The organism is Aerosakkonema sp. BLCC-F183, from assembly GCF_041929145.1.
In the GTDB taxonomy this organism is placed as follows: domain Bacteria; phylum Cyanobacteriota; class Cyanobacteriia; order Cyanobacteriales; family Aerosakkonemataceae; genus Aerosakkonema.
In genome coordinates, this window is record NZ_JBHFNU010000087.1 from 306062 (window position 1) to 321046 (window position 14985).

Annotated in this window: 10 protein-coding genes and 1 pseudogene; all 11 read right to left on the bottom strand. The window is 46.4% G+C overall.

Translation table 11 applies throughout. The features are described 5' to 3' along the window. Positions 1-129: 129 nt before the first annotated feature. Positions 130-645 carry a phosphate-starvation-inducible PsiE family protein gene (locus ACE1CD_RS26325; RefSeq protein WP_374793047.1) on the bottom strand — a complete coding sequence of 172 codons (516 nt, stop codon included), beginning with the start codon at positions 643-645 and terminating at the stop codon, positions 130-132. 13 nt (positions 646-658) lie between these two features. Further along, the gene (locus ACE1CD_RS26330) at positions 659-2878 is read right to left on the bottom strand and encodes a molybdopterin oxidoreductase family protein (protein ID WP_374826737.1); all 2220 of its coding nucleotides are present in this window, start codon (positions 2876-2878) and stop codon (positions 659-661) included. A 100-nt stretch (positions 2879-2978) separates the two neighbouring features. Continuing rightward, on the bottom strand, positions 2979-4484 hold the full coding sequence (locus tag ACE1CD_RS26335) for a NarK family nitrate/nitrite MFS transporter (RefSeq protein WP_374793051.1): 1506 nt from the start codon (positions 4482-4484) through the stop codon (positions 2979-2981). A 171-nt stretch (positions 4485-4655) separates the two neighbouring features. Beyond that, positions 4656-5138, bottom strand: coding sequence for a 2Fe-2S iron-sulfur cluster-binding protein (locus ACE1CD_RS26340; protein WP_374793450.1), 483 nt, complete (start codon positions 5136-5138; stop codon positions 4656-4658). Continuing rightward, positions 5112-6659 (bottom strand): annotated as a pseudogene (locus ACE1CD_RS26345) (ferredoxin--nitrite reductase); the annotation flags it as partial. The pseudogene ACE1CD_RS26345 and the gene ACE1CD_RS26340, both read right to left, overlap by 27 nt. A 222-nt stretch (positions 6660-6881) precedes the next feature. After that, entirely contained in the window at positions 6882-7052 is a 171-nt protein-coding gene (locus ACE1CD_RS26350) for a hypothetical protein (RefSeq protein ID WP_374826738.1), read from the bottom strand. A 329-nt stretch (positions 7053-7381) separates the two neighbouring features. Then, on the bottom strand, positions 7382-8209 hold the full coding sequence (locus ACE1CD_RS26355; RefSeq protein WP_374826739.1) for an ABC transporter ATP-binding protein: 828 nt from the start codon (positions 8207-8209) through the stop codon (positions 7382-7384). A gap of 138 nt (positions 8210-8347) precedes the next feature. Continuing rightward, entirely contained in the window at positions 8348-10378 is a 2031-nt protein-coding gene (locus ACE1CD_RS26360) for a nitrate ABC transporter ATP-binding protein (RefSeq protein WP_374826740.1), read from the bottom strand. A 198-nt stretch (positions 10379-10576) separates the two neighbouring features. Then, entirely contained in the window at positions 10577-11356 is a 780-nt protein-coding gene (gene ntrB, locus ACE1CD_RS26365; protein WP_374826741.1) for a nitrate ABC transporter permease, read from the bottom strand. A gap of 155 nt (positions 11357-11511) precedes the next feature. Beyond that, positions 11512-12861: a CmpA/NrtA family ABC transporter substrate-binding protein gene (locus ACE1CD_RS26370; RefSeq protein ID WP_374826743.1), complete on the bottom strand. Its 1350-nt coding sequence runs from the start codon at positions 12859-12861 to the stop codon at positions 11512-11514. 358 nt (positions 12862-13219) lie between these two features. Continuing rightward, complete coding sequence (locus ACE1CD_RS26375; RefSeq protein ID WP_374826744.1) at positions 13220-14773, bottom strand: ferredoxin--nitrite reductase; 1554 nt, start codon at positions 14771-14773, stop codon at positions 13220-13222. Positions 14774-14985: the final 212 nt, after the last annotated feature.

The window sequence follows — 14985 nt, forward strand, 5'->3', positions numbered from 1 at the left end:
TGGGGGAGCGGGAGAATGGAAAAATTAATATTTTCCCCCTTTTTCCTTTTTTCCTCTTCTCTCTGCCTGTTCCTATTAACTTTTGACTTTTGACTTTTGACTTTCCCCTATGGGCCAGAGTGTCAACAGTTATTCGTCATGGCCTATTTTTTTGTCGCTATGTTTAGCCTTTCTATCATTAGGCACTCTATTATTAACAGTGCGAATAATCCAATAACTAATGGATAGAGCAAGAATGGAAATTCCCAAACCAATCAACTCTACTCCGTCAGTTTTTTTAAAATCGAGAATAATGATTTTACGAGCCACCGCTATCAGAGAAGTTACGACAACTAATTCGGCTTGAACAACGTGTTTTCGCAGGTATGCTGTGATATTTTCTAATATTTCCAGAGCAATTAATATGCTTAAAAATACACCAAATATATTAACTAAAAATTCGTTAAACCTACCTATTGAATGATCGAAAAATAATTCTTTACCGAGAATGACCATTAGGTCAAAAACTGCGATCAGGATCACAACAACCATTGCCAAAGAAAGGACTTTGGAGACAAGGGTTTCTATGTGTTCGATAAAGCCAAGAAACTCCTCATCCTTGTCGTGACCGCTGATTCTTTTAGATACGTTCCTCAAAAACCCCATTTTTAGGACTACTTCATACAGAAGGCGATGCTGAAAGCATACTAGATTTTGGGTATTGCAGGAAAGTGTCGGCTGTTTTGATATCGGCTGTAATCGGCACTAATTTTACAGCGCAGGCTTTTAGTTCGGGTTCTAGGGAGTCGGGGCAAGCTTCTGGATGGGTGAGGACGTTTGCTTCTGCATTTTCTGCCCAGAGTGCGCCCCAGTGCATAGGTACAAACACTGTTCCGGGAGCGATCGCCTCTGTCACTTTAGCAGGGAATCGCGCCATACCGCGACGACTGCGGACTTCTACCCAAGTATCCTCCTGAATACCCAACTTCCCAGCATCGCGGGGATGTATTTCGATAAAAGGATTTGGGTGCATTTGGCGAATTTTTTCAATCCTACCCGTGCGGGTTTGAGTGTGCCAGTGACCGTACAGACGCCCAATAGTAAGGACAAAGGGATAGTCCGGATCGGGAGGTTCTGCCAATCCCCGCGAGTGATACGCCCCAAAACGGGCGCGTCCGTCGGGAGTATGGAAGCGAAAATCCGTGTAAAGCCTTTTAGATTGAGATTCAGCAGACGATGAGCGATCGGGACAGGGCCACTGTTGTGGGCCTTCGGTGGCTAACCTTTCGTGACTGACACCGGTCATATCGCAGGGACGCCTTCTCGTCAGCTGCACAAATTCCGCATAAACTTCGGCAGAGTTGGCAAACTTGAACTGTTCTGCAAAACCCAAACGGCGTCCTACTTCCGCAAAAATTTCCCAATCTGCCCTTGCTTCGCCTGGGGCTTCGCGAAATGCCGAACAAAGAGTGATGCGCCGTTCCGAATTAGTCATCACCCCAGTTTTTTCACTCCACTGGGCAGCTGGGAGGAGAACGTGAGCGTAGTTAGCTGTTTCTGTGGGATAATAGGCGTCTTGGTAGACAGTGAAAGGCGATCGCCACAAAGCTTTTTTCGTGCGTTCCAAATCTGGCATACTCACAGCTGGATTGGTAGCCGCCACCCACAAAAATCCGACTTGACCGGCTTCTAAGCCAGTAATCATCTCCCACACGGAAAGACCGGGTGCAGCAGAGATCCTTCCTGTCGGCAAACCCCAAAACTGCTCTACTTCAATGCGGTGTTGGGCATTTTTGACAACTCGGTACCCAGGCAGCAGGTGGGCCAGACCGCCTGCTTCCCGTCCTCCCATCGCATTTGGCTGACCGGTGAGAGAAAATGGCCCCGCACCTGGGTTGCCAATCTGACCTGTCATCAAGTGCAAGTTAATGATGGTGCGGACTTTGGCTGTACCTTCCGAAGATTGATTTACTCCCATCGACCACATGGAAAGAACTCGTTTCGATTCGCCCCAGTATCGCGCCGCCATTTCCAATTCATTGACTTTGATGCCGCACTTTCTCGCCACAAACTCTGGTGGATATTGGCGAATCACATCAGCATAGGCGGGAAAACCGCTAGTGCATTCGTCAATAAATTCGCTGTTAATGTAACCCCAACGCAGCAACAAATGGGCAATGCCATTTAACAAATCGATGTCGGTGCCGGGTTTAATTGCTAGATGCAAGTCTGCTGCTTCGGCAGTAGTAGTTCGACGCGGATCGACAACAATCATTTTGACTTTGCCGTTGTTTTTTTTGTGGTGTTTCCGCAGTCGGTTAAAAATAATTGGGTGACATTCGGCGGTGTTGGTGCCGATTAAAAAAGCACAATCTGTTAAATCCAAATCATCATAGCAACAGGGCGGGCCATCAGCACCAAAACTTTGAATGTAACCTGCCACCGCACTAGACATACACAAACGCGAATTGGCATCAAAGTTATTTGTGCCGAGACATCCTTTTAATAGTTTTTGAGCGATGTAATAATCTTCCGTTTGAAATTGACCTGAGCCATACATACAAATGGCTTCTGGCCCTTGAGTGAAGCGAACGGTTTGGATGCGGTTAACGATCGCGTTGAGAGCTTCTTCCCAGGTGACTCGTTGAAAGGGTCGATCGAGCGATTCGCGCATCATCGGATATAGCAGTCGGTCTTTATTTAAAGATTCCGCAATTGTGGCACCTTTAACGCAAACCATACCTTGACTGGAGGGATGTGCGCGATCGCCCTGTACTTTCCATGTCGGATATCCTTGACTGTCTCTATTTACAGGCTTGCCAGGTTGCGCTGGCGGCGATACTTCCAAACCACAGCCAACACCACAATACGGACAAAGTGTTTTTGTTGAGTCAGTCATAAAATTTACCCCTCAGTCATTAGTCATCAGTCACACGGGGGAGCGGGGGAGCAGAAGAATTAATATTTTCCCTCTTCCCCTAACTCCTAACCCCTAACCCCTAACCCCTGGGAATTGTTGGTGTTAGTTTTTCCACTTTTGCATCTTCTGGTTCACCTTCATAATGTGCAGCAAAGGAACCTTTCGGTTCTTTCAAGAAGAAGGCACACAGGAAAGCGCAGACTAAAGCCGCTACACCCATTGTTGTAAACAGAGTCGGAGCGTCTGTCAAGCTGAAAACTGTCAGAAAAACTACACCGCCAAAGTTGCCATAAGCTCCCACATTCCCAGATATTTGTCCGGTAACTTCTTTTTTAATTAGGGGTACGATCGCGTAGGTAGAACCGCAACCTGCTTGAGCAAAGTAAGCAGAGAACATCGTTATCCCTATTGCCATCGGTATCGACCAGCTAGAGTTGATAAAGTGAGCCATCAAATAGCCAAATCCTACCCCGCCTGCCAGAATTGTCATCGTCCATTTGCGGCTGCCCAATTTATCGGAAATCAAACCGCCGCTGGGACGAGAAACTAAGTTCAAAAATGGATAGGTAGCGGCAATCATTGCTGCTGTTACGTGTTCGAGCGCAAAGGTTTTTTCAAAGAAAGCTGGCAACATAGAAACAGCTGCTAATTCGGAGCCAAACGTGACTATGTAGCAGAGTTCTAGGAGAGCCACTTGACGAAATTCATAACGTTCTGATGGCGAAAATGTTTTCTTGCCTTCAACTACATCTTTGTTTACGTGCCAAGCTTTAATAGTTTGGTAAATAAATAGCCATCCCAAGAGGAACCAAACAATTAACAACCCATCGCTATTGAGAAAGTGAATTTTAGGTTGAGCTAACCGCCAAGCCAATAAACCGAGAGCAAAAATCAACCCAAAATTAGATACCAACATTGCGTAGTAGCTGCGTGGGCTAGTAACTTCCAACGCACCAGCTTTTTTGGGTTTTTTATAGGTAGCGCCTGGGGGAGTATCTTGAACGTTGTTGTAATAAACCCAGCCGTAAAGCGCGGCAATAATGCCTGTAAGTGCGATCGCCAAACGCCAGTTAGTTGCTCCTCCACCTAGAAAAGCGGTAGAAATTGCGATTGTCGGTAGGGCAAATTCAGCACCAAATGCTCCGAAATTACCCCAACCTCCGTAAATACCTTCTGCAAGACCAATTTCTTTAGGCGGGAACCATTCGGACACCATCCGAATGCCAACTACAAATCCCGCACCGACAATACCCATCAGCAAACGGCTGATGACTAATTCCGTAAAATTTTGGGACATTGCTGTAGCTAAACAAGGCACCACTGCAAACATCAACAAAAAGGAATAGGTGATGCGCGGGCCGAATTTATCTAGCAGCATCCCGATGATAATTCGCGCCGGAATTGTCAACGCGAGATTGCAGATTAGCAGGGTCTTGATTTGAGCTTCTTCTAGATGTAAATCCTTACCTATTGTTGTAGCGAAGGGAGCGAAGTTAAACCAACATACAAAGGTCAGAAAAAAGGCGAACCAAGTAAAGTGCAATATTTTGTATCGCCCTTTTAAAGACCACATTTCTAGGAGCATGAAAACCTTCCTTTAACTGCAAAATACCGAAATTCAGACAATAAGGGGTTAGGGGTTAGGGGTTAGGGGTTAGGGGAAGAATTAATATTTTCTTTAGTCCCTAGTCCCTAGTCCCTAGTCCCTAGCCCCTAATCCCTAGTCCCTAGTCTTTCATCCAAAATCCCAAATCTATTAAGCATCGATCGCAACTCGTCCGACTGGGTGAGATATGCAGGTCAAAATGTACCCTCCTTCGCGATCGCTAACATCGAGAGCTTCCGGTTCTCCTTCATATTTCACTTCACCTTCTAGCAGTTTCTGCTTGCAAGTTCCACAGGTTCCCGATCGGCAACTGCTAGGAATATCAACCCCTTCTTGTTCGGCAATATCTAAGATATATTGGTTGCGATCGCAGTTAATTTCCTTACCGGATTTAACGAAAGAAATTACCGCCGTTTGAGAAATAGAAACCCGGTTTCTGGGAGGCGCTGAAATAACCCGATCTGCTATTTGACCTGTTTGCGCTTCAGCAGAAGATGGTTGCGATTTGCCATTGAGAGAAGCTGTATCTAAGCTTGGTAATGGTACAAAAGATAAATCATCTATCTGAATTTTTGCCGAACTATCTGCTTGTTTTTCCTCCTCCGTCTTTGGTCTTGCCCCAAAGTTTTCGATGAGCAAATCCTGCAATATCGGCTTCAAATCTTCACAAGGAATCCCCTTTCTTACACAGCTACCGAGTTGGGCATCCTTACCTACCTTCCCACCCATAAAGAGGTCAACGCCTTCGACAGCTTTGCCATCTTTGCGCGTCTTTGTACCCATCAAACCGATATCGGCGACTTGGGGTTGACCGCAGGAATTGGGGCAACCAGTCCAGTGAATTCTAACTGGTTTGGCCAGAAATAATTCTGCATCCAATTCCTTAATTATTCCTAACGCCCGATTTTTGGTTTCAATTAAGGCGAAACCGCAGAATTCTCCACCTGTGCAAGAAACTAACGCCCGTTGCAAAGGTTTGGGATCGATCGCAAACTTTTGCAGCAGCGGTTCTGCTAAGAAAGCTTGCAGACGAGTATCTGGAATATTGGGAATAATCAGATTTTGCTCGACTGTAAGACGAATTTCGCCACTTCCGTAAACTTCCGCCAATCTCGCCAGTTCAAACATATCGCTGGCGTACATCCGACCGATGGGAACGTGCAAACCGACATAGTTCAAACCGTGTTGTTTTTGACGGTAAACGCCGATATGGTCGCGCTTTTCCCATTCGATTTCATCTTTTTCTGCTTCCGATTGCAGGGGACGACCCAGATATTTTTCGACTTGCGATCGAAAACCCTCCAAACCCAATTCATCAATCAACCACATCAGGCGCGACTTTTGTCGGTTCGATCGCAATCCGCTATCGCGGTAAACTTCTAAAATAGCCCGACTTACAGGCACAACATCTTCCGGTGGAACCCAAGCGTGCAGAGGAATTGCCGCATCGCAGCGTTTAGCAGAAAAGAACCCGCCAACCAAAACGTTAAATCCGATAACGCCATCTTTATAGGCGGGAATGAAGGCAATATCGTTAATTTCAGCGTGAACTGAATTATCGCGACATCCAGCAACTGCAATGTTAAATTTCCGGGGCAAATTGCTAAATTCCGGGTTACCTTCACCGTTGTTGGTGATCGTATCTTGCAGGTTGCGCGTGATGCCTACTGTATCGATCAATTCATCCGCATCGATACCTGCAACTGGCGAACCTGTGATGTTGCGAACATTGTCCATGCCGGACTGAATGCTAGTTAAACCTGCTGACAGCAAACGATTGAAAATATACGGTACGTCCTCTATTTGAATTCCTCGTATTTGGATGTTTTGCCTGGTAGTAATATCGGCGTTGCCTTCTTTTTGAAATCCCGAAGCTTTTGTGTAACGCTGCACGATTTCTGCAAGCACTCGCATTTGACTGGCGGTGATGATGCCATTGGGTATCCGCAACCGCAGCATAAACTTGCCGGGAGTGACGGCGCGATAGAAGAAGCCTACCCACTTGAGGCGATAATCGCGATCGATTTCGTCCATCGCCTGCCAACCGATTTGGGCAAAATGCTCTAATTCTGCTTTGATGGCGAGACCATCTTTTTCTGCTTTGAATTTTTCAAATTTGTTCTGCGTTGCGGTTACTGTAGCGGTGCTTGTCATCGATTAATTCTCCTTAAATGCCTACCCAAACTTGCCGATCGCTTGCGATATCTCAATTTATCGATTCACCATTTAAAATACTTTTGGAAGTTTGGCCGTTACTTGGCAACAATACTCTATTTGCAACTTTTGGCTTTTGTATGTCAAAGGTGCGAACTTTGTATGTCACTAGCGTAATTGCTTAACTTCTGAGCCTGTGATTTGAATTTCTTTTCTGTTAGATTAAACATTCCGATCGATTAATTTCGTAGACTTTGCTACAAAGCTTAAGCTTACTCTCGCATATCTATCTTTAGAGGTATTGCCTATGCCTTGGGAGGAATAAGAAGAAATAAAGGCATGATTCAAAAGTTCTTCCCAGCGAACAAGTTTGACTTGATTGGGTGCAGGCATTTGCATCTGTATTGAGCCAGCTGTGCTGCTTTCTTGATTTGTCTATTAGCTACGCTATGGGAATTACAAGGGCAAATTCGTATACAGAGTTACAAAAATAGGGTAAATATGAGTTCAGTGCATATGAATAATGCTGTTTCTACATCAATTGCACCTTTCGGAATAGGGCATAGGGAATAGGGGCTAGGGCGTCGGGAAGAGGGAAGAGGGATTGGGGAAAGGGAAAAGAGAAAATATTAATTCTTCCGCTCCCCCGCTCCCCCACTCCCCCGCTCCCCCACTCCCCCACTCTCTCTTCCCCCAGCCCCTATCCCCTATTCCCTAGCCCCTTATTCTGCATGGGCAAAGCGCCGGAAGAGGAAGTCCAAGGCGTAATTACGCAGTTCGTAGTATTGGGAATCTTCCATAATGGCGGCCCGATCGCGCGGACGCGAAAAAGGAACTTCCACGATCTCACCAATCTTGGCGTGCGGGCCATTAGTCATCATCACTACCCGATCGGCAAGAAACAGCGCTTCATCTATATCGTGGGTAATCATCAACACAGTAACGCGGTTTTGCCGCCAAATTTGCAGCAGCTCCTCTTGCAGCTCCTCCTTGGTGATGGCGTCCAAAGCACCAAACGGCTCATCTAAAATCAAAATTTCCGGACGCATAGCCAAAGCGCGTGCGATCGCAACTCGCTGTTTCATCCCACCCGACAGCTGGCTGGGGCGCTTGTGGGCAGCTTCTGTCAGTCCCACCAACTCCAGATGTTGCCTGGTAATAGTCATTTTCTCAAGCTTGGATTTGTTTCGATGCGCCGCCTTTACTGCCAGGTAAACGTTATCGAAAGCCGTCTTCCAAGGCAAAAGCGCGTAATTTTGGAACACCATCATCCTGTCTGGGCCAGGTCTGGTAATGCGGGAACCGCGCAACCGCACTTCTCCATCAGTCGGCTTGTTGAAACCTGCCACCATGTTCAATAGCGTAGACTTACCGCACCCGGAGTGACCGATGACGCAGACAAATTCGCCTTCGTAAACGGTGAGGTTCACATCTTCCAGAACTGTATATGGGCCTTTGGGTGTGGCATAAATTTTGGAAACGTTCTCGATCTCTAGGATGGGCGCTTTTGCTGGAGTTGGCTGTTTTTGGAGAGTAGTTGCAGTTTGCATAGGACAGGGAACGAGGGTAAGGTGGGACGAAAGAATTTTCTTTTTTGGAAAAATGTCGCCAATTGGCGACAAAATTTGGTTCTCGGAAAAATGGGACACATGGGTCCCATTTTTTGGGTTGACATCAGAGGGAAAAAGTTAAGCTGCCTCAGTTGCAGTTCGATCGATGATGACTTCTCGGATGCTAAACTCGCGGCAAATAGTCAGGCGTTTGAGATAGCCGAGCGGATCGTCCGGGTCAAACACTACACCGTCAAAGAGTGGGAAAGGTTTGCGATCGGGTTCGATATCGGGCCATCCCAACTGACGCGCCGCTTCACCGAACAAATCTACCCGACGCACTCGTTCCAAAACTTCGATCCAGTTCTTGGGGAAAGGAGTAATATTCCAACGCGCCAGCTGGGTCAAGATCCATAACCCCTCAACCCTACCCGGACAGTTGGCATTGTCGTAGTGAAACAGATTAAATCTGGGCAGGAGTTGAGTCGGTGCGCCAGTACCTCGGTTGTAGTGAGCCAAGAAACCTGGACGAATATATTCAGCCGCCACACCAACATAATTCGGCTGACACAACCATTGCAAAATTTCTTCGCGGTTGCGCCGATCGTCGCAATAGGCGCAAGCTTCTAAGATAGCTTTGAGCAGAGCGATATGAGTTTCAGGAAACCGATCTGCCCAATCTTCCCGCACTCCCAGCACTTTTTCGGGATTTCCCGGCCAAATATCCAGGTCGGTAGCGATCGCAAAACCCAAACCTTCGTAAATGGCGCGACAGTTCCAAGGTTCCCCCACACAGTAACCGTCGATGTTGCCAGCTTTCAGGTGCTTCACCATTTGTTCTGGTGGCACAACTACCAGATTGACATCTCGGTCTGGATCGATACCTCCGGAAGCTAGCCAGTAACGCAGCATCAGATTGTGCATTGAGGACTCGTGAACGATGCCGAGAGTGTAAACTCGATCTTTATTTTTGGCGATCGCTTCTTTAAAATCTTTAAGCGTGCGTACCCCTTGCTCGAATAATCTATTACTTAAGGTAATCGCGTTACCGTTGCGACTGAGGACTGCGCCAGTAATTACGGGGATGGGAGTGTTGCCACCCATACCCAAAGTCATGGCTAAAGGCATACCCGTCACCATTGGGGCGGCATCTAGACGTCCGGTGGCGATACCTTCTGCGATCGCATCCCAGCTTTGTTCGCGGTGGAGGTTGACTTCTTCTAATCCATATTTTTGGAACAATCCTTTCTCTTGGGCAACTACCAGGGGGGCGCAGTCTGTCAGGGGAAGAAAACCAATGTTTAAGTTAAGTTTTTCTCTGGTTTGAGAAACGATCGCACCTTTGGTATTGGTATTGCCTGCTGCTGTTTGCTTGACCTTGCGTTTCTTATCCCGCTTTTGCTGATTGAGGAAATAAATCATTTGGTTACGCAAGTTGTAGTAACTGGGATGATTTACTACCTCCATGCGGTGGCGAGGTCGCGGAATGGAAACTTCCAATATTTGACCGATGTGAGATTCTGGGCCATTGGTAAGCATAACAATGCGATCGGACAGCAGTAGCGCTTCATCGACATCGTGAGTTACCATTACGCAGGTGACATGGCTTTCTTCGCAGATTTGCATCAACTGTTCTTGCAAGCCACCCCGCGTTAAGGCATCCAAAGCACCGAACGGTTCGTCCAATAGCAGCAACTTGGGACGAATGGCTAAAGCGCGAGCGATCGCCACTCGCTGTTTCATCCCGCCGGACAATTCGCAGGGGCGCTTATCGGCTGCGTGTCGCAAGCCTACCAAATCTATATGATGTTCGACAATGCTGCGACGATCGCCTTTAGGTTGACGTCGCATGACTCGATTGACAGCCAAAGCAATATTTTGGCGCACCGTCAGCCAAGGTAGCAGCGAATAATTTTGAAACACCACCATGCGATCGGGCCCAGGCTGGGTAACTTGCCGCCCTTCTAAGATAACGCCGCCTTTTGTAGGGCGATCCAAACCTGCGATCGTATTTAGCAACGTGGATTTACCGCAGCCAGAGTGTCCGATTAAGGAGATAAATTCACCCTGTTTTATCTTCAATTCGATATTTTTGAGGGCGACATAACTCTCACCATTCGGTAAAGAGAATATGCGGTCTACGTGATCGACTTCTACGAATACAGACATAATTAATTGAGAGCGTTGGGGAGTGGGGGAGTGGGGGAGTGGGGGAGTGGGGGAGTGGGGGGGCGGGGGAGCAGGGGAGCAGGGGAGCGAAAGAATTAATTTTTGACTTTTGAATGAGTGACTTTTCCCTCTTGCTCTTCCCTAACCCCTAACCCCTAACCCCGACGCCCTTTTTTGACTGAGTGACTTTTGACTTGCCTATTTATGTTCTGCTGGGACGACTATCGAAGCGATGTAGGCGACTAGGCGATCGAGTAATAATCCCACTAGACCAACATAAATCAGGGCGATGATAATTCGGCTGAGTTGAGAGTTGTTGTAGGCATCCCAAATGAAGAAACCGATGCCAACACCACCTACTAACATTTCTGCTGCCACAATTGCCAGCCAAGATAAACCTATGCCAATTCTCAAACCTGTAAAAATGTACGGAACTGTCGCTGGGAACAAAACATTAAAGAAGTACTCAGGCCCAGACAATTGCAAGACTCTGGCGACGTTTCTGTAGTCTTGCGGCAGTTGCTGTACGCCGACCGTAGTGTTGATAATAATCGGCCATATCGCTGTGATAAAAATTACGAAAATAGCTGATGGATTGCTTTGTTGAAATGCCGCAAGAGAAATGGGCAGCCACGCCAAAGGTGGAATTGTACGCACTACTTGAAATATGGGATCTAGAGCGTCGTACAAGAATTTGTTAGCACCGATCGCGATACCCAAACCTATTCCTATCACCGTCGCTAGCGAAAAGCCGATCGCCACCCGTTGCAAGCTGGCAAATATTTGCAATGCCAAGCCTTTATCTGTACCGCCGTTATCAAAAAAAGGATTGATAATCAAGGGGTTCCAAGTGTCTTGCAGAACTTGTAATGGCCCTGGCAAACCTTGCGAACCCGGAGGACAAAGCACTTGCCATATCACCATAAAAACGAAGAGTGCAATTAACGGGCGAATTACTTTTGCTGAATTCTTCTGCATAAATCCACTTATAGGATTTCGCACTCTGCGTATATGAGACCTTCTTTGCATTTGAGCCGTCATTCTTATCTCCTATTACCGATTAATACTTAAAATCTATTAGTCATATGCCATTTCCTAAGTGCTGAATAATGGCATATGCCTAATGACGAATACTAGACTTTCTTGATAGCTAGACTCTTCAAGTAATCTTCTGGTTTTTCGTAGTCAAACTTAACACCATCGAAAAAAGTTTCCACACCACGAGATGAACTGGTCGGTATTTCCGCATCCGCAACTTTCAAAGCTTTCGCTGCCTCTTTCCACAAATCTTCGCGGTTTACTTTATCAACAAGTTCCTTAATCTTTGTATCAGCCGGAATATACCCCCAGCGAATATCTTCAGTTAAAAACCAAGTGTCGTGACTCTTATAGGGATAAGAAGCAGAATCTGACCAGAACTTCATCAGTAGAGGACTGCTCTGAACTAATGGGCGACCGTCGCCATAATCGATGTTGCCTTTAGAGCGTTCGATAATATCTGTTGCTGGTACGGCGAACCATTTCTGTTGCGAGAGAATTTGGCACATTTCCTCTTTGTTTTCCAGCTTGTCACACCACTGCTGCGCTTCCAATACAGCCATTAATAAAGCTTTTGCTGCCTTGGGATGTTTATCTACCCAATCTGCACGCATCGCAAATGCTTTTTCTGGATGGTCTTTCCACAATTCTCCGGTAACTAAAGCTGTGTAACCTTTGCCTTGGTTTACCAGCTGTGCGTTCCAGGGTTCGCCCACACAAAATGCTTCCATGTTACCAGTTTTCATGTTCGCGACCATCTGAGGTGGTGGAACCGGAATCACAGAAACAATATCCTGTTTCGTTACATCAATACCACCAGCTGCTAACCAATAACGCATCCACAAATCGTGCGTACCGCCAGGATACGTCATCGCAACTTTAAGGTCGTTTTTGCCAGCAGCTTTCTGCTTGGTAAAGGCTTCTTTGAGTACTTTACTATCCAAACCCAGCTTGTATTCTTTATAAGTACTGGCAACAGAAATTGCTTGCCCGTTAGTATTCAACCGGGCTAAAAGGTACATGGGGACTGGTTGCTTGGTCTTTGTTTGTCCCAAGCTCATCAAATAAGGCATGGGGGTGAGGATATGCGCTCCATCAATACCACCGCCTTGAGAACCGAGTTCTAAATTATCGCGAGTTACCGGCCAGGAAGCTTGTTTGAGGACTTCCACATCCTTCATACCGTATTTTTCAAATAAGCCCTTTTCTTTAGCAATAATTAAAGGGGCAGAGTCCGTGAGAGCAATGAATCCCAGCTTGGCCGCAGTAACTTCTGGAGCGTCGCCGTTGCTGACATTTACAGCAGGAACTGCGGAGGGAGATGAAGTCGAATTTGTTGTTGAAGTTGTATTGGCGGAGTTGGAAGTACAACCGTGTGCGAGTAAAGTACCGGCTGCGGTTGCTCCTGCTGTAATAATGAATTGCCTTCTCGTAAATCTGGTCATTTTCATTCACCTGTCGGTAACTAATTCTGCGGTTGTGGTTTGTTGTTGCGCTACAAATATTTTTGCACAACCCTTATAGGGAATTCTGGGACGGCGTTAATTATTGCCTCCGCAGAAATCGGTAGAGTGTAAGTAGGGCAGATTTAATTTGGATAAAGCTAGAAACTTTTCTGCTTAATAAAAAGCTGGCACTTAACCCATACTTTACACTAAAATTTTTCTCCAAAAAGTATCATTTGTAGCAAAATGCAACTAGCTCAAGAAAACTTGCTTACTTTACCGGAGATCGGGTAGATCGGGCGCAAAATATTTTGAGATTTAAATCTGCCCGATCGCTTGCTGTTTGCCTCAGTTTAAATTAAGCACAGGTAACCTGCTGTGACTTTAACCGAGCGCCGAAATGCTCGATTAATAAATCAACTAAAAAAGGCTTCAAATCTTCGCAAGGAATTCCCTTCATTACACAATTACCCAGATGAGCGTCCTTGCCTACTTTGCCGCCCATGTAGATATCAACTCCTTCGAGAGTTTTACCATTTTTTCTGACTTTGGTTCCCATTAAACCAATATCGGCTACTTGGGGTTGACCGCAAGAATTTGGACAACCAGTCCAGTGAATCCGTACTGGTTTACTTACAGATATCTCGGCTGACAATTCCTGAATAATTTCCAGGGCCCGGTTTTTAGTTTCGATGAGGGCAAAGTTGCAAAATTGCGCCCCTGTACAAGAAACTAACGTCCGTTTTAATGGTGCTGGGTTGATGGAAAATTTATCCAATATCGGTTCGGCTAAGAAAGCTTGTAACCGAGTGTCCGGGATATTAGGAATAATGATGTTTTGTTCGACTGTGAGGCGAATTTCTCCACTGCCGTAAACATCTGCCATCCTTGCCAGGTCAAACATATCTTGGGCATACAGTCGCCCGACAGGAATGTGCAAGCCAACGTAGTTCAAACCCAGTTGCTTTTGGCGAAAAACACCGATATGGTCGCGTTTTTCCCAAACGATCTCATCTTTTTCTGCTGCTGTTTGTAGGGATTGTCCTAGCTGTTTTTCTACTTCGGCTCGGAATTTGTTAATTCCCCACTCATCTATGAGCCACATCAAACGCGCTTTTTGCCGATTCGATCGCAAGCCGTTGTCTCGATATACGGCTAGGATGGCAAGAGACAAGCGCAGCACATCGCTGGGTGAAACCCAAGCGTTTAGCGGTACAGCAGCTTCGCAGCGTTTGGCGGAGAAAAAGCCACCGACTAGCACGTTAAATCCTAAAATTCCCTCTTTATAAGCGGGAACAAAAGCAATGTCATTGATTTCGGCATGAACTGAGTTGTCGCGGCATCCAGCGATCGCAATATTAAATTTCCGGGGTAGGTTGGTAAACGCAGGGTTACCTTCGCCGTTATTGGTAATCGCATCTTGGACTTGACGGCAGAGTCCCCGCGTATCGATCAGTTCGTCCCCATCAATACCTGCTACTGGTGAGCCGGTGATGTTGCGGACATTATCCATACCTGACTGGATGCTAGTCAAGCCTACTGCTTTGAGCTTACAGAAAATGTCGGGTAAGTCTTCTATACGAATACCGCGCAACTGAAAGTTTTGTCTGGTGGTGATATCGACATTGCCGTCCGAACCGTACCGCTGTACTATTTCGGCTAGGGTTCGCATTTGATCTGAGCTGATGATGCCGTTGGGTAGCCGCATCCGCATCATGAACTTGCCAGGGGTGACAGGACGGAAGAATATGCCCAACCATTTCAGCCGATGCTCTCGATCGGTTTCATCCATTGCTTCCCAGCCCATCCTGGCAAAGTCTTCTAGCTCGGCTTTGACTGCTAAGCCATCTTTTTCCGCTTTGAATTTTTCAAATTTGTTCAGACTCGCCGTTGCTGTGGCTGCGTTTGTCATGAATTATCCCTCGTGCTAACCTGCCTCTGGAATTACCGCCTGAATGCTTACGCAAAGCTAAAACGTGAATGTGGCTTTTGGTACTGGGTTTGCCGCCCGATATATAAGCCTAAGTTATGTGTTTTGGATTGTTAGTATTAAGTTATCGACACTATTTGTTTCAATTCGTATCGTTGATTACAAATTGTTTCTAAATATGAAAAAAACGTATG

Coding starts and splice junctions, on each gene's coding strand:
- ACE1CD_RS26325 (WP_374793047.1), bottom strand. CDS start 645: ATGGGGTTTTTGAGGAACGTATCTAAAAGAATCAGCGGTCACGACAAG.
- ACE1CD_RS26330 (WP_374826737.1), bottom strand. CDS start 2,878: ATGACTGACTCAACAAAAACACTTTGTCCGTATTGTGGTGTTGGCTGT.
- ACE1CD_RS26335 (WP_374793051.1), bottom strand. CDS start 4,484: ATGCTCCTAGAAATGTGGTCTTTAAAAGGGCGATACAAAATATTGCAC.
- ACE1CD_RS26350 (WP_374826738.1), bottom strand. CDS start 7,052: ATGCCTGCACCCAATCAAGTCAAACTTGTTCGCTGGGAAGAACTTTTG.
- ACE1CD_RS26355 (WP_374826739.1), bottom strand. CDS start 8,209: ATGCAAACTGCAACTACTCTCCAAAAACAGCCAACTCCAGCAAAAGCG.
- ACE1CD_RS26360 (WP_374826740.1), bottom strand. CDS start 10,378: ATGTCTGTATTCGTAGAAGTCGATCACGTAGACCGCATATTCTCTTTA.
- ntrB (WP_374826741.1), bottom strand. CDS start 11,356: ATGCAGAAGAATTCAGCAAAAGTAATTCGCCCGTTAATTGCACTCTTC.
- ACE1CD_RS26370 (WP_374826743.1), bottom strand. CDS start 12,861: ATGACCAGATTTACGAGAAGGCAATTCATTATTACAGCAGGAGCAACC.
- ACE1CD_RS26375 (WP_374826744.1), bottom strand. CDS start 14,773: ATGACAAACGCAGCCACAGCAACGGCGAGTCTGAACAAATTTGAAAAA.